We start from the raw sequence: 19,521 nt of genomic DNA, 5'->3' as shown, positions 1-19,521 counted from the left end.
GAGTACGGAAGCTCCTTTATTTGCGGTGTAAGTCATGCACAGACGTCAACTCCTCAACCTGCTGCTGGCCAGTGCGGTGTTTACCTTGCCCTTGGGCGTGTCTGCCGCGCAGATCCGCAATGCACGGCTGTGGCGTTCGGATAACAAGCTGCGGCTGGTGCTGGACCTCAGCGGCCCGGTGCAATACAAGACCTTTACCCTGACCGCGCCGGAGCGGTTGATCATTGATTTGAGCGGCGCGAAGCTGACCGGGGATTTCAGCCAACTGGCCCTGACCAACAGCGGCATCACCTCGATTCGCTCGGGGCACTTTGGCCAGGGTGATACGCGGATCGTGCTGGATCTGAAGGCGCCGATGCAGCTCAACAGCTTTCTGCTGCCGCCGCAGGATGGCCAGGGCCACCGCCTGGTGCTGGACCTGACCAGCGCCACTCACGCACCTCAGCAAATCGCGGCAGCGCCGGCGGCCTTGGCTGCACCCTTGGCGGCACCCGTGGACAAGGCGCATCCGAAACGCGACATCATCGTGGTGGTCGACCCCGGCCATGGTGGCAAGGACCCGGGCGCTATCGGCTCGAAGGGCCAGCGCGAAAAAGACGTGGTGCTGTCCATCGCCCAACTGCTGGCCAAGCGTCTGAAGCGCGAGAAGGGCTTTGATGTGAAGCTGGTGCGCAACGACGACTTCTTCGTGCCGCTGCGTAAACGCGTGGACATCGCCCGCCAGCACAAGGCCGACATGTTTATCTCGGTGCACGCCGATGCAGCGCCACGGCTGACGGCGTCCGGCGCCTCTGTCTATGCGTTGTCCGAAGGCGGCGCGACGTCCGCCACCGCGCGGTTCATGGCGCAGCGGGAAAACGGCGCCGACCTGTTGGGCGCCACCACCTTGCTCAATCTCAAGGACAAGGACCCGATGCTGGCCGGGGTGATTCTCGACATGTCGATGAACGCCACCATCGCCTCCAGCCTGCAACTGGGCAGCTCGGTGCTGGGCAGCCTGCAAAGCATCACCACGCTGCATCAAAAGCGCGTGGAACAGGCCGGTTTTGCGGTGCTCAAGTCGCCTGACGTGCCGTCGATCCTGGTAGAAACCGGGTTTATCTCCAACACCCAGGACGCCCAGCGGCTGGTCACCGCACGCCATCAACAGGCGGTGGCAGACGGTTTATTTGAAGGGCTGAAAAACTACTTCCAGAAGAACCCGCCGATGAACAGCTACATGGCCTGGGTTCAGGAACAGAAGAATGGCCAGGTCTAACAGCCGGTAATCCGGCTACAGGTGAACTTGGCGCTGGCGCCACCCGAACTGGAAAACCGGTTGAGGGTGGTCCAGCCCACTCGCCGCGTGTAGCCCACCCACGCTTCACCATCGGACGCCAACCCGGTAAAGAACGTCAGTTGCCCGTAGCGGCTGCTGGTCTGTGCCCAATAGCGTTTGCCGATCACCTCGAAACCCCGCAAATACGTAGTGCTGCCTGCCGTCGCGACGCTGTAGGCGTTGCCCTGCGCGTCGACGCACGCCAGCAGGTTGGCGCTGCGGGTGCAGTTGGCCAGCAGGCTGGGTCCTTGGGCGTTGGCCTGGCCCGCCACGATCAGCAACACAGCGCACAACAGGTATTTCATAGAGGCTCTCGGGGCGTTAGTCGGCTGCAAGCATTGCGCCCTTCGTCAGTGCGGGCAAGGGGGATTGGCTTATTTGTATTGTTATACTATAACATTAAAAAACAGCCTGACCCGTGAACCTTCTCCGATGACCGAACAAGACCTTCTCGCCCAACCGTCCGCCGATTACATGAATGAAGCCCAGCAAGGGTTCTTCCGCGAGCTGTTGCTGGCCCAGCGCACTGAGCTGCAAACGCGCATCGACGCTGAATTCATGGTGCTGCGCGAACAGGAACCCAACAGCGACCCCGCCGATGTCGGCAGCGCTGAAGAACAGCGCCAATGGCAACTGCGCCTGCTGGAGCGTGAAAAGAAGCTGTTGGACAAGATCGACGAAGCCCTGGAGCACCTGGCCCGCGGCGAATACGGCTGGTGCCGCGAAACCGGCGAGCCCATCGGCCTCAAGCGCCTGTTGCTGCGCCCCACGGCCACTCTGTGTATCGAAGCCAAAGAACGTGAAGAGCTGCGCGAACGCCATCAACGGGCGATTTGACCGGCCAACCCTGATGAGGAACACCTGATGCCCAATCGTCTCCCCGTTACTGTGCTGTCCGGATTTCTCGGCGCCGGTAAAAGCACGCTGCTCAACTACGTCCTGCGCAACCGCGAAAACCTGCGGGTGGCGGTGATCGTCAACGACATGAGTGAAATCAACATCGACGGCAGTGAGGTCCAGCGCGACGTCACCCTCAATCGCTCCGAAGAAAAACTGGTGGAGATGAGCAACGGCTGCATCTGCTGCACCTTGCGCGAAGACTTGCTGGAAGAGGTCGGAAAGCTCGCCAAGGAAGGTCGGTTTGATTACCTGTTGATCGAATCCACCGGCATCTCCGAACCGCTGCCGGTGGCCGAAACCTTCACCTTCCGTGATGAAGAAGGCCAGAGCCTGGCAGACATCGCCCGGCTCGACACCATGGTCACCGTGGTCGACGGCATGAACTTCCTGCTCGACTACCAGGCTGCCGAAAGCCTGGCGTCCCGGGGCGAAACCCTGGGCGAGGAAGACGAGCGCTCGATCACCGACCTGCTGATCGAGCAGATCGAATTTGCCGACGTGATTTTGATCAGCAAGATCGACCTGATCAGCAGCAGCGAGCGCCAGGAGTTGATGGCGATCCTCGAACGCCTGAATGCGCAGGCGGAAATCATCCCGATGGTCATGGGCGAAGTGCCGCTGGCGAAGATCCTCAATACCGGTCGTTTCGACTTCGAGCGCGCTTCCCAGGCGCCGGGCTGGTTGCAGGAACTGCGGGGCGAGCATATGCCGGAAACCGAAGAGTACGGCATCGCTTCCACCGCCTATCGTGCCCGCCGCCCCTTCCATCCACAGCGGTTTTTCGACTTTATCGATCGGCCCTGGGTGAATGGAAAACTGCTGCGCTCCAAGGGCTTTTTCTGGCTGGCCAGTAAACACCAGGACGCCGGTAGCTGGTCCCAGGCCGGCGGCCTGATGCGCCATGGTTTTGCCGGGCGCTGGTGGCGTTTCGTGCCGAAAACCCAGTGGCCGCAGGACGAGGAAGGTATCGCCGCGATCATGAAAAACTGGCAACTGAGCACTGGCGATTGCCGCCAGGAACTGGTGTTTATCGGGCAGAGCATCGACTTCGCGCAGATGACTGCCGAGCTCGACGCCTGCCTGCTGACCGACGATGAAATGGCCACGGGTGTCGAAGGTTGGCGCTTGTTGGCTGATCCCTTTGGCCCTTGGTTCGACGAGGCAGCCTGATGCTGGCACCGACCCTGAAACTGCGCCCGGTGATTCGCCAGATCCACGGCGAAACCCCGGCCGTGCTCACGGATATCCTTGAGGACGGCGTAAACCTTGCAGTGTGGCAGCGCCAGTTGCCTCTGCATATCGCCGAGTTTGGCGCGTTGCTGGTGGCGCTCAATGAGCCGCTGGCCGAGTCGCTGGTGGTTGAGCTGAACACTGAAGACGCCGCGCCCAACTTGCAGGACTTCGCAGCAGGCTGCCGAGACCTTGAAGGCTACGAAGGCTTTATTGCCGATGTGTCGTGGCTGATCAGCGCCTTTGCCTGTTTGCTGGGTGCCAAGCGCATCGGCGTGCGTTTGCGGTTGTTGGACAAGGCCATGTGCCCGCGTTTTCACGTGGACCACGTACCGGTTCGGCTGATCACTACCTACGCCGGCATCGGCAGCCAGTGGTTGCGCGAAGGCGTGATGGAGCGGCGGCACCTGAGCCAGGCGAGCGCGGAGCCGCAAGAGCGCATTGAGCAAATCCACTGTGGTGAAGTGGCTTTGCTCAAAGGCGAAAAATGGCACGGCAACGAAGGCTTTGGCCTGATCCATCGCTCGCCGCCGTTGCCAGCGGATGAGCGACGGTTGATTCTGACGCTGGATTGGTTGGCGTAACCGGGTAGGATCAAACCTCTCTACACGGTCTGAATGATGCCCGCCATGCTGCAGAACATACCTACCCACGTGATTGCCGGTCCCTTGGGCGCCGGCAAGACCAGCCTGATCAAGCACCTGCTGGCCCAGCGTCCGGCCAACGAGCGTTGGGCGGTGTTGATCAATGAGTTCGGGCAGATTGGCCTGGATGCCGCGTTGCTGACCCGTGATGACGACGGTATTGCCCTTGGTGAAGTGGCGGGTGGCTGCCTGTGCTGCGTCAACGGGGCGCCTTTCCAGGTAGGGCTGGGCCGTTTGTTGCGTAAGGCCCAGCCCGACCGGCTGTTTATCGAGCCGTCCGGGTTGGGGCATCCGGCGCAGTTGCTCAAGCAACTGCGGGAAGCGCCCTGGCAGCAGGTGCTGGCGGTGCAGCCGTGCGTGCTGGTGCTCGACGCCCAGGCGTTGGCCGCGAGTAAGCCCCTGCCTGAGGCCCAGCGTGAAGCCTTGGCCAGTGCCGGGCTGCTGGTATTAAACAAGAATGAAACCCTGAGTGACGCGCAGCGCCTGGCGGTTCAAGGGCAATTGCCTGACCGGCCGATTTATTGGACGCAGCAGGCACAGTTGCCCCTGGCGCAATTACCGGGTTTGAACGCCCAGGCCGCAGCGGCTGTGGATAACTTCGACGTGCCCAAAGGCGTAGGGCAAATGCCGGCAATCTGGACGGACCCTGCATTGCCGATCTGCCTCAGCCAAGGCCAGGAAGGTGGCTGGAGCATTGGCTGGCGCTGGCATCCTGGCCAACAATTCGACCGACGGCGCCTTCAAAACTGGCTGGCGTCGTTGGCCTGGCGACGGGCGAAACTGGTTATCCACAGCCTGGAGGGTTGGGTGTCGGCCAACGCTGTGGATAACGCCCCGTTAGCCTGGCAACCCAGCGAGTGGCGCCGGGATTCGCGTATCGAATTGATCTTCAGTGAAGCGCAGGATGTTGCGCAATTGCAGGACGCGTTAGCCGCTTGCCGTCAGTGACGGGTCTTGCTGTTGCCGTGCTCCTGGCGCCACTGGCTAAGCTCGATGATCTCGGCGCTGGGCAGCGGCGTCTTGATCTCGAACGGGTAGGGCGCCAGCTCGATTTGCGCGCTGTGGGCGCCGAATTGGGTGATGGTCCCCGGGTGCCGCGCTTCGCCGGTCACGGTGAATTCGAAGTTGTAGATTCGCGCCAGGCGCCGCCGACCGCTGGCATCCTTCACAAAACCGATGCGCTTCAATGCCACAGCGCCATCGAGCAGCTCGATGTCGAGCTTGGCGCAGTGCTGCTTGACCCGTTCCAGCGCCCGCTCGCGCAGGCCGTGGTTGTGCCACAGCCAGGCAGCACCGGTCGCCAGCAGCATCAGCACGAAGATATTTCCGAGGGTCAGCATTCGATGAACTCCAACAAAGTATGGCCAGCTTAACTGCGTCTCCGGTCTGTCGTACAGGCCGCGTTTAGTCGCATACTGCGCAGCCAGAATTTCAACGGCTTTACGGAAATCCCCTGCATGAAACGTACGCCCCATCTGCTTGCGATCCAGTCTCATGTGGTCTTTGGCCACGCCGGAAACAGCGCCGCCGTGTTCCCCATGCAACGGGTCGGGGTCAACGTGTGGCCGCTCAATACCGTACAGTTCTCCAACCACACTCAGTATGGTCAGTGGGCGGGAGAAGTGTTGGCGCCGCAGCAAATTCCTGCGCTGGTGGAAGGCATTGCGGCGATTGGCGAGCTGGGCAACTGTGATGCGGTGCTGTCAGGTTACCTGGGCAGCGCGGCCCAGGGCCGGGCGATTCTTACCGGCGTGGCGCGGATCAAGGCGATCAACCCCAAGGCCCTGTACCTGTGCGACCCGGTGATGGGCCATCCGGAAAAAGGCTGCATCGTGCCCCAGGAGGTCAGCGACTTTCTGCTGGACGAAGCGGCAGCCATGGCCGACTTTCTGTGCCCCAACCAGCTGGAGCTGGACAGCTTTGCCGGGCGCAAGCCGCAGTCGCTGTTCGATTGCCTGGGCATGGCCCGTGCTTTGTTGGCCCGTGGGCCGAAAGCGGTGTTGGTCAAACACCTGGATTACCCCGGCAAACTGCCGGACGGCTTCGAGATGTTGCTGGTGACGGCCGAAGGCAGCTGGCACCTGCGCCGGCCGCTGCTGGCGTTCCCGCGCCAGCCGGTGGGCGTGGGTGACCTGACGTCGGGCCTGTTCCTGGCGCGGGTGTTGTTGGGCGACAGCCTGGTGGCGGCCTTTGAGTTCACGGCCGCGGCGGTGCACGAAGTGCTGCTGGAAACCCAGGCGTGCGCCAGCTACGAGTTGGAACTGGTGCGCGCCCAGGACCGGATTGCCCATCCGCGGGTACGCTTTGAGGCAACGCCCATAGGGCTGTAGGCAAATTCCTGATTGAGCAAGGCAGAGGGCGTCCGGTAGTATCGGCCGTCTTTTTGCCCCTGCGTTCATCAAGGAAGATCATGTCGCTATCCCTGTTTCATTCGTCACGGGCATTGGCTGCCCTGGCCCTGGCATCTCTGCTCAGCGGATGCAGTATCCACGGTGCCTATACGGATGCCAGCGCGCCCGACGCGGCGAAGCTGCGGTTCATCTCCAACACGTCGAATACCACCCTCGATATCTACGACGCACAACACTGCACGGGCCAGAACACGGGCATGCTCAACAACTTCCTGGTGGTGGACACCAAGCGCCGGGCCGACATGCTCGTGCCGCCTCCGGCCAAGGCCCGGGGCATGCTGGAGGTCAAGCTGGCACCCGGCAAGGAAACCATGTTGGCGATCAACACCAACGGTGGCTCCTACATCTGCGGCAAGACCTTCAGCTTCACGCCCAAGGCGGGCGAGGAATATGAAGTGACTTTTGATATGGAGCGCGGCCGTTGCAGCACGTTGTTCCAGCGTCTGAGCCGATTTGACGGTAAAGATGTGCGTATCCCGCAGCCGGTGTTTGATACGGGTTTCCCGGTTTGCCAGGGTCAAAGTCCGATATTTGCCAAGCCGTTGCCCGACACTGCGCAGCGCACGGTGCTGATTGACCGCATCCTCGCGGAAAACGCCCGGGCGATCACAACGCTGGACCCGCCCAAGGCTGATAGTCCGACGTTTTCAGCGGAAAAAATCGACGAACTGATCGCCAAGCGCAAGGCATTGATGGGCACGCTCACCTTGCCGGATGATTACTGGGCTCAGTACCGGCAGAACCTGAAGCAGTTTAGTGACGAAGCTTCCGGACGCCAGGCGCGGGCGCTGGGCATGTATACCGATGTGTACCGCCTGCGCCTGCGCAGCACTGATGACGCCATGTTGCAGCAGTGGCTGCAGCCGACGGACGACGCTGTACGCCAGCGGATTACGGCGAGCGACGAGTACATGCTTCGGTACTACATGAACACCAGCAAAAGCGTGGCGCTGGACACCATCAACCACCACATGGAGCGCATGGCCCAGTTGGACCAGCGCTTTGATGTGTGTACGCGCTTTAACGATTGCTGGCACTGGTAGGAGAGAGCTTGCTCCTGCAAAGAAAGCGGCGGGCTCTTACGGCCCGTCTGCCTTGATTTCCTGATAGCGCTTCTCCAGCTCCTGGCGAATCTGCCGGCGCTGTTGAGCCTGCACAAACCGGCGCTTGTCTTCGCTGTTCTGCGGTTGCAGCGGCGGCACGGCGGCCGGTTTGCGTTGGTCGTCCACCGCAACCATGGTGAAGAAGCAGCTATTGGTATGGCGCACCGAGCGCTCGCGGATGTTCTCGGTGACCACCTTGATCCCCACTTCCATCGACGTGTTGCCGGTGTAGTTGACCGAGGCCAAAAAGGTCACCAGCTCGCCGACATGGATCGGCTCGCGAAAAATCACCTGGTCCACCGACAAGGTCACCACATAGCGGCCGGCATAACGGCTGGCGCAGGCGTAGGCCACTTCGTCGAGGTACTTGAGCAGCGTGCCGCCGTGCACATTGCCAGAGAAGTTGGCCATGTCAGGGGTCATCAATACTGTCATCGACAGCTGGGCGTTTCCGGGTTCCATAGCACACTCACGGGTTGTAGGCATTGGGTGGGGAGGCACCTCTGCGGGTGCTGGAATCTTTGCAGAGCCATTCATAACGGGACGCTGGGGCCCGGCTTGCCGTCACGCCAGGGGCGATCTGTTTCCATATATTGCACCGGCTTTCTGTCGCAAGTCGCGGTGTTACCCTTCAAAAGCCCGCCTCAAGGGCAATTCTTACGATCAAGGCAGACTTTTCTTTCCGTTCATTGCGACCTTTCGGGGCGAATGCGTGGAAATGGGAAAAGCGCCAGCACCCCTCAAGGAGCCCCTCGCCATGCACGCCATCAGCTTTATCCAGGACCTGGCCGTGATCATGCTGGTGGCCGGGGTGGTGACGATCCTGTTTCATCGGCTCAAGCAGCCGGTGGTGTTGGGGTATATCGTCGCCGGCTTCATCATCGGCCCGCACACCCCGCCGTTTGGTTTGATCCACGACGAAGACACCATCAAGACCCTGGCCGAACTGGGGGTGATCTTCCTGATGTTCTGCCTGGGCCTGGAGTTCAGCCTGCGCAAGCTGTTCAAGGTTGGCGCCACCGCATTTATCGCGGCGTTCCTCGAAATCATCCTGATGATCTGGATCGGCTATGAAATTGGCCGCTGGTTCGACTGGAACACCATGGACTCACTGTTCCTCGGCGCGATCCTGGCGATTTCCTCGACCACCATCATCGTCAAGGCGCTCAACGACCTGAAGATGAAAAACCAGCGCTTTGCCCAGCTGATTTTCGGGGTGCTGATCGTCGAAGACATCCTCGGCATCGGCATCATCGCCTTGCTGTCGAGCATCGCCGTCAGCGGCACGGTCAGCTCCGGCGAGGTGTTTTCCACCGTCGGCAAGCTCTCGCTGTTCATGATTGTCGCGCTGGTCATCGGGATTTTGCTGGTGCCACGCCTGCTGGAGTATGTGGCCAGGTTCGAAAGCAACGAGATGCTGCTGATCACCGTGCTGGGCCTGTGTTTCGGCTTCTGCCTGCTGGTGGTCAAGCTGGAATACAGCATGGTGCTGGGGGCGTTCCTGATCGGCGCGATCATGGCCGAGTCCCGGCAGTTGCTGAAGATTGAGCGCCTGATCGAGCCGGTTCGCGACATGTTCAGTGCGATCTTCTTTGTCGCCATCGGCCTGATGATCGACCCGCAAATCCTCCTGCAATACGCCTGGCCGATTGCGGTGATTACCGTGGCCGTGGTGCTGGGCAAGATGTTGTCTTGCGGCCTTGGGGCGTTTATTGCGGGTAACGATGGCCGCACTTCATTGCGGGTGGGGATGGGCCTGTCACAGATTGGCGAATTTTCATTCATCATCGCCGCGCTGGGGATGACGTTGCAGGTCACCAGTGACTTCCTGTATCCGGTGGCGGTGGCTGTTTCAGCGATTACCACGTTGCTCACGCCGTATCTGATTCGTGGTGCCGACCCGCTGTCGCTGAAGATCGCCGCGGTGATGCCCAAGCGTTTGAGCCGGGTGTTCGGGATGTATGGCGAGTGGTTGCGCAGTATTCAACCCCAAGGCGAGGGCGCGATGCTGGCGTCGATGATCCGCAAGATCATTTTGCAGGTGGGTGTGAACCTGGCGCTGGTGGTGGCGATCTTCTTTGCCGGCAGTTTTTTCGCGGCGCGCATTGGCAGTTATCTGGAAGGCTGGGTCAGCGATCCGAGCTGGCAGAAGGCGTTGATCTGGGGTGGGGCGTTGCTGCTGTCGCTGCCGTTTTTGATTGCGGCGTACCGCAAGCTCAAGGCGCTGTCGATGTTGCTGGCAGAGATGAGCGTGAAGCCGGAAATGGCCGGGCGCCACACGCAGCGAGTACGACGGGTGATCGCCGAAGTGATCCCGATTCTGTCGCTGTTGGTGATTTTCCTGCTATTGGCAGCCTTGTCGGCCAGTATCCTGCCGACCAACAAGTTGCTGGTGCTGATCGCGGTGGTGACGGCCGCAGTGGCCGCCGTGCTCTGGCGCTGGTTCATCCGCGTGCATACGCGGATGCAGGTCGCCTTGCTGGAGACCCTGGATAACCACAAGGACACGCCGGAGCACTGATGAGGCTGGGGGCTGCTTCGCAGCCCGGCGCGAGCAAGCTCGCTCGCCACAGGTAACCGGTCTCAGCTTTCCAGCCAGACGTCCCGCGCCCAGTGCCACACCGATTCCCAGGTTTCTTCGGTGACGAGTTCTTCTTCGCCGGACCACAGCACCACAGTGCCGTCTTCTTCGACGCAGTAGTAGTCGTCGCCGTCCTGGCAGATCGGGATCATGCTGCGGTCAACACCGGCGTCCCAGGCGTTGGCGGCAACGTCCGGCAGGTAGGTGTGGGACTGTGGGTCGGTGACAGTCACCGGCTCCAGGCTGCCGTAGACCACATCGCTGACGGTCAGCAAAAATTCACGGAAGACGAACGGGATATCGATGAACAGTTGTTCCTCGATTTCCACCAGTTGGTCTTCGTCAGGCAGCTCCAGAGGAACCGGTACCGGTTCGTTGGCTTCACGCAATTGTTCGATAACTTCTTCCACGGCCGGGATCCTCTTGCTAGATGGCGCGGTTTATAGGGGCGTTTTATACAGTAGCTCGCTATAAGTGCAACCGTGAAATAGAAAACCCCGGACAAGTCCGGGGTTTTTGTTACTGCGTACTCAAAGCGAGCAGGGATCAGCCGTTCTGGCGGATACCGGCGACCAGCCAAGGCTGGTTTTCGCCCTGTGGACGTTCCATGTTCCAGCTTTCGCTGAACACTTCGCCCTGGTCGAAACGCGAAGTCTTCGACACGCCGCTGAAGGTCAGGGTGGCGATGGTCTTGTCGGCGCGGTCGTCCACACCTTCAAGCTGCACTTTCAGGTCTTCGATGTAGGTCGACTGGAAGCCGTCGCCCAGGTCGGCACGTTCGCGCTTGAGGAACTCCAGCAATTGCGGGGTCACGAACTCGGCGATCTTGTCCATTTCGTTGGCGTCCCAGTGTTGCTGCAGGGCCTGGAAGTGGCCACGTGCGGCTTCGACGAAACGCTCTTCGTTGAACCAGGCTGGCGCATTGATCACCGGACGAGCAGCGGCAGGTGCAGCCGAACCACCAAACATCGAGTTCAGGGCTGGCTTTTGCTCGAACACTTCACGCTGCATCGGCGCGCCGGCTGGAGCCAGGTGCTCCTGTTGCTTGCGGCGACGGGCGGCGATAAAGCGGAAGATCAGGAAGGCGATGACCGCCATGATCAGGATGTCGAAGATCTGCATGCCCTGGAAGCCGCCGCCCATGAACATGGAGGCGAGCAGGCCGCCGGCCGCGATACCGGCCAGAGGGCCCAACCAGCGCGAAGCACCGCCAGCCTTGGCAGCAGCGCCTGCGGCACCGGCAGCACCAGCGGTCGCAGCTGCGCCGCCCATGCCGCCACCGGATGGGGCCATTTGGCTGGTCTGGTGGCTCGGCGCCGAACCCATGGATTTGCCGCCACCGAAGCGCTTGGCGTTGGCGTCGAGGCTCATCGTCAGGCCGATGCACAACGCCATGGCGATGCTAAGAAAACGTTTCATAAAGGGAATTCCCATTTGTGGATTGCACGCGCGCCATGTTGCACAGGTGTGATGGCAGTGGCTAGCGGCATAGTGTTTCGGGCTTTTGCGTAGGGCCAACACCGAATCGTCTGTAGGACTTATTACAGATATTGGCCCCACCCCTGCCAAATACAAGGGGTGGCCAACATCCTTCATGTTCTACAGTTGTTTCAGATTGCTTCGAGCTTGGCGTAACCCATCATCAGCCACTTGCTGCCTTCGGCGAAGTTCACCTGCACCCTGGCCTGGGCGCCGGCGCCTTCGAAGTTGAGGATCACGCCCTCGCCGAAGATCGCATGCTTGACCTGCTGGCCAAGGCTGAACGGTGTCTCGGGGATTTCCGAACCGGCGAACATGCTGCTGGAATTCTGCTGCTGGCCGCCGCCGAACGGTCGGCTGACGCTGTTGGACAGGCGCACTTCCTGGATCAGCCCTTTTGGCACCTCACGTACGAAGCGCGACACCTTGTTGTAGGTCTCGCTGCCGTACAGGCGTCGGGTTTCGGCGTAGGTCATCACCAGGTTCTGCATGGCCCGGGTGATGCCCACATAGGCCAGGCGGCGTTCCTCTTCCAGGCGGCCGGGCTCTTCCAGGCTCATCTTGTGGGGGAACAGGCCTTCTTCCATGCCCACCAGGAACACGTATGGGAATTCCAGGCCCTTGGCGCTGTGCAAGGTCATCAACTGGATGCTGTCTTCATGCTCGTCAGCCTGTGTGTCGCCGGCTTCCAGCGAAGCGTGGCCGAGGAATGCCGCCAATGGCGTCAGGTCTTCGTCTTCTTCGGTGTTTTCGAACGCGCGCGCGGCGCTGACCAGTTCCTCAAGGTTTTCTACCCGGGCCTGGCCTTTCTCGCCTTTTTCCGCTTCGTGGTACGCGATCAAGCCGGACTGCTCGATTACGGTCTGGGTCATCAGGTGCAGGGGCATTTCCATGCACTTGGCGGCCAGGTTTTCGATCAATTCCACAAACACGCTCAGGGCGCCGGCTGCGCGGCCGGTCAGGCCCTTGTTGGCGATCAGCAGGCGCATCGCTTCCCACATCGACACATCGCTGTGGCGGGCGTGGTCGCGAATCGCTTCGACGGTCTTCTCGCCGATGCCGCGGGCCGGGATGTTGATCACCCGCTCCAGCGCCGCATCGTTGCCACGGCCTTCCAGCAAGCGCAGGTAGGCCATGGCGTTTTTGATTTCGGCGCGTTCGAAGAAGCGCTGGCCGCCATAGATGCGGTACGGAATGCGTTCGCGCAGCAAGGCTTCTTCCAGCACCCGCGATTGGGCGTTGGAGCGATATAGAATCGCAATGTCGCTGCGGGCCAGGCCGGTTTTCAGGGCGCTTTCGATGGTTTCCACCACGTAGCGCGCTTCATCATGTTCGTTGAAGGCTGCGTACAGGTTGATCGCTTCGCCTTCGCCTCCGTCGGTCCACAGCTCTTTGCCCAGGCGCCCGGTGTTGTTGGCGATCAAGGCGTTGGCGGCCTTGAGGATCCCGGCGGTGGAGCGGTAGTTCTGCTCCAGGCGGATAGTCTCGGCGTCCGGGAAGTCGTCGCTGTACTGGTAGATGTTCTCGATTTTCGCGCCGCGCCAGCCGTAGATCGACTGGTCGTCGTCGCCGACCACCATCAGGCTGTCGCCGCCTTTTGCCAGCAGGCGCAACCAGGCGTACTGCACGGCGTTGGTGTCCTGGAATTCGTCCACCAGGATGTGCCGGAAGCGTTTCTGGTAGTGCGCCAGCAAGCCCGGGTTGTCGCGCCACAGGTCGAGGGCACGCAGTAGCAACTCGGAGAAGTCGATGACGCCGGCGCGCTGGCAGGCCACTTCATAGGCTTCATAAATGCTGCGCATGGTGGCCAGGAACAGGTCGCCGCTGGCCTGGATATGTTGCGGGCGCAGGCCTTCATCTTTCTGGCCATTGATAAACCACTGGGCCTGACGCACCGGCCAGCGTTGTTCATCCAGGCCCAGCTCGCGGATCACCCGCTTGACCAGGCGTTGCTGGTCGTCGCTGTCCAGAATCTGGAAGGTCTGGCTCAACCCGGCTTCCTGCCAATGGGCCCGCAACAGGCGGTGCGCCAGGCCGTGGAAGGTGCCCACCCACATGCCGGCCGGGCTGATGCCCATCAACTGCTCGATGCGATGACGCATCTCGGCAGCGGCCTTGTTGGTGAAGGTCACCGACAGGATGGAGTGAGGTGAGGCGTTCTCGACCTGGATCAACCAGGCGATACGGTGCACCAGCACTCGGGTTTTACCGGAGCCAGCACCGGCCAGGACCAACTGACGGCCAACGGGGGCGGCTACGGCCTGGCGTTGGGCATCGTTGAGGGAGTTCAGCAAAAGGGAGAGATCATCGCGCATCGGCGCATTCTAGGGTGCCCGGGGGAGTCGGGCAAATCCCAATGCCGGATGGTCGATGTAAAACCCGACAGGCTATGCCCGGCAGGCAAACAATCTGTCCCCGGTGATGACCGGTCGGTCATTGGCCACAGCCCGCGTCCTGTCTCACTCGAGCCGTCTGGCCCCAAGGTTTGCGGCTGATTATTGCGATATTTTAATGACGTGGAGCAGTTTGGCCCGGGCGCTGGCTTGTGTATGCTCCGTGCACGTTTCGGGCTCACCATTATAAGAACACTGCCTATGACCCTTAGCATTGACCTGGCTGGCCCCTCGGTGGCGCCGGCGCAGGTTATCCGCAAACACTACGCCATGGAGATGGCGGTCGAGCGCACGCGCCTGCTTTACCAGGGCTCACTGCTGCCTACCTTATTAATGCTGGTGAACGGACTGGTCTGCGCCTGGTTGCTCTGGAGCCCGCAGCGCTACCTGCTGGACAGCATTTGGCTGGTGTGGCTGCTGGCGCTGGTGGCCCTGCGGGTGATTCAAGTGGCGGCGTTTGATTCCGCGATGCCGAGCCGCCAGGCGCAGCCGATCTGGCGTCGCATGTTCATGCTGGGGTCTGCAGTCAGCGGCCTGACATTGGCCAGCGCCGCCATCGCCCTGGTGCCGGTGGACAGCTTCGCGCAGCAGGCCTGGGTGTTCGGCCTGCTGGGGGCGGCGACTTTATCCGCCAGCGTTGCCTATGCGGTCAGCCTGCCGGCGTTCCTGTCGTTTGCCGTGCCCTGTCTGGTGCCGGCGATTATCTATCTGTTCTGGAGCGGCGACCCGCAGCAGCAGGGTTGGGGCTTTTTGGGCCTGATTTTGCTGGCGTCCCTGAGCCTGGTGGCGTGGCAGGTCAATCGCCTGATTCAGCGCGGGCTGTTGCGGCGTTTCCAGAACCAGGCGTTGATCGAACATTTGCAGCAGTCTCAACAGCGCAGCGAGCAGCTCAATCAGGAACTGGTGCGCGAAGTGGAGCAGCGGCGCCAGGTCGAGCAGGAACTGCGCGAGGCCCAGATCGGCCTGCAACACCGCGTCGATCAGCGCAGCCAGGAGCTGGACGCCGCCAGCCTGGCCCTGAGCAAAAGCGAAGCGCGCCTGGCGATGGCGTTGCAGGCCAGCGAACTGGGCCTGTGGGACTGGAACCTGCAAACCGACGAGGTCCACCACACCCAACTCAAAGAGCTGTTCGGCCTGGAGCCGGAATACGTTACGGCGATGCTCAGCCACCTCAAGCCGCGGCTGCACCCGGATGATCTGCCGCTGCTCAAGCGCGCGCTGGTGGAGCACCTTAAAGGCCGCAGCGACGATTACCTTGTTGAATACCGGGTGCGCCATGGCGATGGCCACTGGGTTTGGATTCAGGACCGTGGCCGCGCGGTGGAGCGTTCCCCCAGCGGGCGTGTGACGCGGATGCTTGGCACCCGTCGTGACATCAGCGCCGGCAAGGCCGTGGAGGAACAGCAGCGCCTGGCGTCGACGGTGTTTGAGGCCGCCAGCGAAGGTATTGTGATCCTGGACCCGGACTACGTGCTGATCGCAGTCAACCAGGCGTTCAGCCGCGTCACCGGCTTTGACATTGACGACATGATCGGCCGCAATGTTGTCGAGCTGCCCAGCAGCCGGGACGCACGCCGCCACTTCCCGGTGATCCGCCAGGCGTTGCTCAGCCACGGCACCTGGCAGGGCGAATTGGTGGAAACCCGCAAGAACGGCGAACTCTACCCACAGTGGCTGCAATTGAACGTGGTGCGCGATATTCGGGGAAACGTGAGCCATATCGTGGGCTTCTTCGCCGATTTGTCTGCACGGCGCGAATCCGAAGAGCGCATGCGCTACCTCACGCACTATGACGAATTGACCGGGCTGGCCAACCGTTCGCTGTTCCGCGAGCGGATGCGCGAAGCCCATCAGCGTGTGCGCCAGGGCGGCCGCAGCCTGGCCCTGCTGCACATCAACCTCGACCGCTTCAAGCTGCTCAACGACAGCCTCGGCCATGAAGTGGCCGACCAGTTATTGCAGAAAATGGCCCGTCGCTTGATCAATGCCTTGCCCGAAGCCGACACCATCGCGCGCCTTTCAGGCGATGAATTCGCGGTGCTGTTCGACGCCTACGGCAACCTGTCGAGCCTGGCCCGGGTGGCCACGCGGTTGCTGGCCAAGTTGCGGGTGCCGGTGACGGTGGAAGGGCACGAGCTGGTGGTCAGTGCCTCAATGGGCGTCAGCCTGTTGCCCGATAATGCGCGGGAAATCTCCGCACTGGTCAGCCAGTCGAACATGGCCATGCAGCACGCCAAGCACCTGGGCGGTAATAATTTCCAGTTCTACACCGACAGCCTGCAAGCCAGCACCCTGGAGCGTTTGCAGTTGGAGAACCATCTGCGCAAGGCGATTGATGAGCGCCAACTCGCGGTGTTCTACCAACCCAAATTGTGCCTGGCCAGCGGCAAGCTGAACGCGGCCGAGGCGCTGATCCGCTGGGAGCATCCGCAGTGGGGCATGGTGCCGCCCGGGGACTTTATCGGACTGGCCGAAGAAACCGGCTTGATTGTGCCGCTGGGGGAGTTTGTGTTGCGCCAGGCCTGCTGGCAGGCCTGTGAGTGGCAGCGTCAGGGGCTGGAGCCGATTCGTGTGTCGGTCAACTTGTCGGTGCACCAATTGCGCCAGGGCAAGCTGGTCAGCCTGGTGCGCCAGGTGCTGGAAGAAACGGGGCTGGATCCGCAATACCTGGAGCTGGAGCTGACCGAAAGCCAATTGCTCGACAGCGTGGAGCACATCATCTCGACCTTCCAGCAACTGCGCGACCTGGGCGTGAAGCTGGCCATTGACGATTTCGGCACCGGCTATTCGTCCCTCAGCTACCTCAAGCGCATCCCTGTGGACTACGTGAAGATCGACCAGACCTTCATCCGGGGGCTGGGTCAAGGGCGCGAAGATGCCTCGATCACCCGCGCAATCATCGCCATGGCCCACGGGTTGTCGCTCAAGGTGGTGGCCGAAGGCGTGGAAGATCAGCAGCAGCTGGATTTCCTGCGGGCCGAACAATGCGACGAGGTGCAGGGCTATTTGATCAGCCGGCCGATGGAAGCGGACGGCCTGGCGGATTTGTTACGAAAAAATGCCAATTTTCTGTAGTTGAGCCCAAGCCGCACGCGGGGCTACATCGGGCCTGCCCGCTGAATCAGCGGGCAACAGCGCGATTAAGTGATGCATCGAACGGGCAAATCGGCAATTCTTGTAGTATAACTACAAGCTTGCTACATCCCCTGGCTCCGCCAATAACAAGAGTCCTGCCCTTTGAACCTGTTGCAACATATCGCCCAGTCGCGCCACCTGTTACGCAAATCGGAACTCAAGGTTGCCGATCACGTGCTGCTTGACCCTGCGGCTGTGATGCACAGTTCCATGGCAGACCTGGCCCACAGCGTGGGCATCAGCGAACCGACCATCGTGCGCTTCTGCCGCGCCATCGGTTGCTCCGGGTTCCAGGACTTGAAGCTCAAGCTGGCCCAGAGCCTGGCCGCCGGTGCGAGCTTTGGCCAGTTTGCGATTCACGAAGACGATTCCGTCGCCGACTACAGCCTGAAAATTTTCGACACCACCCTGCACACCCTGATGGAAGTGCGGGAAAAGCTCGACCCGGTGGAGCTGCAAAAAGCCGTGACCGCCATGTCCCAGGCCCAGCGCGTGGAGTTCTACGGTTTCGGCGCGTCCGGTGCCGTGGCGGCGGATGCCCAGCACAAGTTCTTCCGTTTGCTGCTGACCGCAGCGGCCTACAGCGACCCGCACATGCAGGCGATGTCGGCGGTGACGTTGAAGCCTACCGACGTGGCGATCTGCATTTCCCAGTCCGGCCGCTCCAAGGATCTGCTGATCACCGCGAACCTGGTGCGTGAAAGCGGCGCGACCCTGATTACCCTGTGCCCGAGCCAGACGCCGTTGGCGGAGCTGTCGACCGTCAACCTGGCGATCGACGTGCACGAAGACACCGAAATCTACACCCCGCTGACTTCACGTATCGCCCACCTGGTGGTGATCGACGTACTGGCGATGGGCGTGGCCATGGCGCGCGGCCCGAGCCTGGTCAACCACCTCAAGAGCGTGAAGCGCAGCTTGCGCAGCCTTCGGTTGTCGCCCAAATCCGTCAAAGCCCTCGACGACTGACAGGTTGTACGCGGACCAATGTGGGAGCGGGCTTGCTCGCGAATGCGGTGGGCCAGCCAGCGTATCCAGTGACTGACACTCCGCATTCGCGAGCAAGCCCGCTCCCACATTTTGATTGGGTTCTGCCCCGGAAGATTCATCGTCCTGTCATCCCCGCGCCGCCAAACCGTCATCGCCCAGGCCCATCCTGAACTCCCCGTACTCGCATTGGGAGACTCGAAATGGCTCGGCAATACGAAGAAAGCAACAGCACCGTCAAGACTCGTCGCCAACAGGAAGACCAGCGCCGCATGGCCTTCCGTCGTGCAATTGAAGACCGCTGCGACCAGCGTCAATTGCAGCAGAGCATCAGTGACTTTCCGGAACTCCATTGGCAGGCACCCGCGGCTGCCCAGCGAAGCGCTCAGCCAGCGCGCTGATCTGCAACCGCTCGCTGCGGATAAAGCCCAGGAACGCATGGGCCACCGGTGACAGGCGCTTGGCCTTGGCCTGCACCAGGCACCAACTGCGGTACAGCGGCAGTTCTTCCACCGGCAGTTCCCTGAGCCCGCCGGTGGCCAGTTCCAGGTTGACCGCGTGGCGCGTCAGCAGCGCCACGCCCAACCCGGCTGTCACGCACTCGCGCTGCGCTTCGGCCGAAGACACTTCCACCGTCTGCGTGAAGTGCACACGCTTTTCCTTGAAGTACTCCTCGCACGCCATTCGCGTCCCGGACCCCGGCTCGCGCAACAGCAGCGTGTAAGGCTCCAGGTCCTGCAGGCGCAATGGCCCTTGATGACTCAGCGGATGATCGTGGGGCGCCACAGCGACGATCGGGTTGTTCAGGAAAGGCAGGAATTCCAGGCCCATGTCCTGGGGCACCATGGACATGATCACCAGGTCATCCCGGTTGTCTGAAAGCCGGCGAATCACTTGGGCGCGGTTGACCACCGTCAGGTGCAGGTTGACCTCCGGGTGCTGGCGCTTGAAGGCGGCGAACAGGTGCGGCACGAAGTACTTGGCGCTGGACTCCACCGCCAGTTTCAGCTGGCCTTGCAGCGAACCCTGCATGTCGGAGAGCTGCATATCGAGGTTTTCCAGGCGCCCGAAAATATCCCGGCTGGCCCGTTGCAGGGCTTCGGCCGCTTCAGTCATATAGAGCTTTTTGCCGACGTAATCGAACAACGGCTGGCCAAGCAGCTCTTCCAGCTGTTTGATTTGTAGGCTAACGGCCGGTTGCGTGAGTGACATTTCCTCAGCTGCGCGGCTGTAGGAACGCAAATCACAGACTTCATTGAAAATCTGCAATTGACGCAATGTCATGCGCATCAATGACTTACGCATTGTTAAAGCCTTCCCGCCAACCCCTGATGTGCTGA

At 61.3% G+C, this 19,521-nt stretch carries 18 protein-coding genes; 11 read left to right on the top strand and 7 right to left on the bottom strand.

Annotated elements, in window-relative coordinates; all coding sequences use genetic code 11:
- Positions 1 to 34 precede the first annotated feature (34 nt).
- A complete protein-coding gene (locus JFV30_RS28705) occupies positions 35 to 1,258 on the top strand; it encodes an N-acetylmuramoyl-L-alanine amidase (RefSeq protein ID WP_010168395.1) in 1,224 nt (407 codons plus the stop codon).
- On the opposite strand, the gene JFV30_RS28700 is transcribed toward JFV30_RS28705, so the two are convergent.
- Complete coding sequence (locus JFV30_RS28700; protein ID WP_010168393.1) at positions 1,255 to 1,623, bottom strand: hypothetical protein; 369 nt, start codon at positions 1,621 to 1,623, stop codon at positions 1,255 to 1,257. The genes JFV30_RS28705 and JFV30_RS28700 overlap by 4 nt on opposite strands.
- Positions 1,624 to 1,750: 127 nt before the next feature.
- Here JFV30_RS28700 and dksA point away from each other — a divergent pair, with 127 nt between their 5' ends.
- The 4 genes from dksA to JFV30_RS28680 are packed head-to-tail and all read left to right on the top strand — an operon-like array spanning position 1,751 to position 5,040.
- On the top strand, positions 1,751 to 2,155 hold the full coding sequence (dksA, locus tag JFV30_RS28695; RefSeq protein WP_169386790.1) for an RNA polymerase-binding protein DksA: 405 nt from the start codon (positions 1,751 to 1,753) through the stop codon (positions 2,153 to 2,155).
- A 27-nt stretch (positions 2,156 to 2,182) separates the two neighbouring features.
- Positions 2,183 to 3,388, top strand: coding sequence for a zinc metallochaperone GTPase ZigA (zigA, locus tag JFV30_RS28690; protein ID WP_201125743.1), 1,206 nt, complete (start codon positions 2,183 to 2,185; stop codon positions 3,386 to 3,388).
- Positions 3,388 to 4,032, top strand: a complete 645-nt coding sequence (locus JFV30_RS28685) for a DUF1826 domain-containing protein (RefSeq protein ID WP_010168386.1) — start codon at positions 3,388 to 3,390, stop codon at positions 4,030 to 4,032. Before zigA ends, JFV30_RS28685 begins: the two co-directional genes overlap by 1 nt.
- A gap of 45 nt (positions 4,033 to 4,077) precedes the next feature.
- A complete protein-coding gene (locus JFV30_RS28680) occupies positions 4,078 to 5,040 on the top strand; it encodes a CobW family GTP-binding protein (protein ID WP_201125742.1) in 963 nt (320 codons plus the stop codon).
- On the opposite strand, the gene JFV30_RS28675 is transcribed toward JFV30_RS28680, so the two are convergent.
- Positions 5,034 to 5,432 (bottom strand): DUF3301 domain-containing protein, encoded by a 399-nt coding sequence (locus JFV30_RS28675; protein ID WP_010168378.1) that lies wholly within the window; start codon positions 5,430 to 5,432, stop codon positions 5,034 to 5,036. The genes JFV30_RS28680 and JFV30_RS28675 overlap by 7 nt on opposite strands.
- 117 nt (positions 5,433 to 5,549) lie before the next feature.
- Between JFV30_RS28675 and pdxY the strand changes: the two genes are divergently transcribed.
- A complete protein-coding gene (gene pdxY / locus JFV30_RS28670) occupies positions 5,550 to 6,422 on the top strand; it encodes a pyridoxal kinase PdxY (protein ID WP_063033787.1) in 873 nt (290 codons plus the stop codon).
- Between the two features lie 80 nt (positions 6,423 to 6,502).
- Complete coding sequence (locus JFV30_RS28665; RefSeq protein ID WP_201125741.1) at positions 6,503 to 7,546, top strand: hypothetical protein; 1,044 nt, start codon at positions 6,503 to 6,505, stop codon at positions 7,544 to 7,546.
- A 36-nt stretch (positions 7,547 to 7,582) separates the two neighbouring features.
- On the opposite strand, the gene JFV30_RS28660 is transcribed toward JFV30_RS28665, so the two are convergent.
- Positions 7,583 to 8,068 (bottom strand): acyl-CoA thioesterase, encoded by a 486-nt coding sequence (locus JFV30_RS28660; protein WP_003213461.1) that lies wholly within the window; start codon positions 8,066 to 8,068, stop codon positions 7,583 to 7,585.
- A 295-nt stretch (positions 8,069 to 8,363) separates the two neighbouring features.
- On the opposite strand from JFV30_RS28660, the gene JFV30_RS28655 reads away from it, so the two are divergent.
- Positions 8,364 to 10,127, top strand: coding sequence for a cation:proton antiporter (locus JFV30_RS28655; RefSeq protein ID WP_010168375.1), 1,764 nt, complete (start codon positions 8,364 to 8,366; stop codon positions 10,125 to 10,127).
- Positions 10,128 to 10,189: 62 nt separating this feature from the next.
- Here JFV30_RS28655 and JFV30_RS28650 read toward each other — a convergent pair whose 3' ends face one another.
- The 3 genes from JFV30_RS28650 to uvrD form a co-directional block, all read right to left on the bottom strand.
- Positions 10,190 to 10,597 (bottom strand): SMI1/KNR4 family protein, encoded by a 408-nt coding sequence (locus JFV30_RS28650; protein WP_003213456.1) that lies wholly within the window; start codon positions 10,595 to 10,597, stop codon positions 10,190 to 10,192.
- Between the two features lie 136 nt (positions 10,598 to 10,733).
- A complete protein-coding gene (locus JFV30_RS28645; protein WP_010168374.1) occupies positions 10,734 to 11,606 on the bottom strand; it encodes a Tim44 domain-containing protein in 873 nt (290 codons plus the stop codon).
- 191 nt (positions 11,607 to 11,797) lie between these two features.
- A complete protein-coding gene (gene uvrD, locus JFV30_RS28640) occupies positions 11,798 to 13,981 on the bottom strand; it encodes a DNA helicase II (protein ID WP_003213452.1) in 2,184 nt (727 codons plus the stop codon).
- A 279-nt stretch (positions 13,982 to 14,260) separates the two neighbouring features.
- On the opposite strand from uvrD, the gene JFV30_RS28635 reads away from it, so the two are divergent.
- The 3 genes from JFV30_RS28635 to JFV30_RS33330 all read left to right on the top strand — a co-directional run bounded on the left by JFV30_RS28635 (position 14,261) and on the right by JFV30_RS33330 (position 18,582).
- Positions 14,261 to 17,134: a GGDEF domain-containing phosphodiesterase gene (locus tag JFV30_RS28635; protein WP_201125740.1), complete on the top strand. Its 2,874-nt coding sequence runs from the start codon at positions 14,261 to 14,263 to the stop codon at positions 17,132 to 17,134.
- Positions 17,135 to 17,296: 162 nt separating this feature from the next.
- The gene (gene hexR, locus JFV30_RS28630; RefSeq protein ID WP_010168370.1) at positions 17,297 to 18,163 is read left to right on the top strand and encodes a transcriptional regulator HexR; all 867 of its coding nucleotides are present in this window, start codon (positions 17,297 to 17,299) and stop codon (positions 18,161 to 18,163) included.
- Between the two features lie 221 nt (positions 18,164 to 18,384).
- A complete protein-coding gene (locus JFV30_RS33330; protein WP_081480060.1) occupies positions 18,385 to 18,582 on the top strand; it encodes a PA3496 family putative envelope integrity protein in 198 nt (65 codons plus the stop codon).
- On the opposite strand, the gene JFV30_RS28625 is transcribed toward JFV30_RS33330, so the two are convergent.
- The gene (locus JFV30_RS28625) at positions 18,512 to 19,486 is read right to left on the bottom strand and encodes a LysR family transcriptional regulator (protein ID WP_169386795.1); all 975 of its coding nucleotides are present in this window, start codon (positions 19,484 to 19,486) and stop codon (positions 18,512 to 18,514) included. The genes JFV30_RS33330 and JFV30_RS28625 overlap by 71 nt on opposite strands.
- Positions 19,487 to 19,521 lie beyond the last annotated feature (35 nt).

The sequence above is a fragment of the Pseudomonas sp. TH32 genome (assembly GCF_016650855.1).
In the GTDB taxonomy this organism is placed as follows: Bacteria; Pseudomonadota; Gammaproteobacteria; order Pseudomonadales; family Pseudomonadaceae; genus Aquipseudomonas.
The sequence above is the reverse complement of the archived record's forward strand: the minus strand, read 5'-3'. Positions and strand labels throughout refer to the sequence as shown.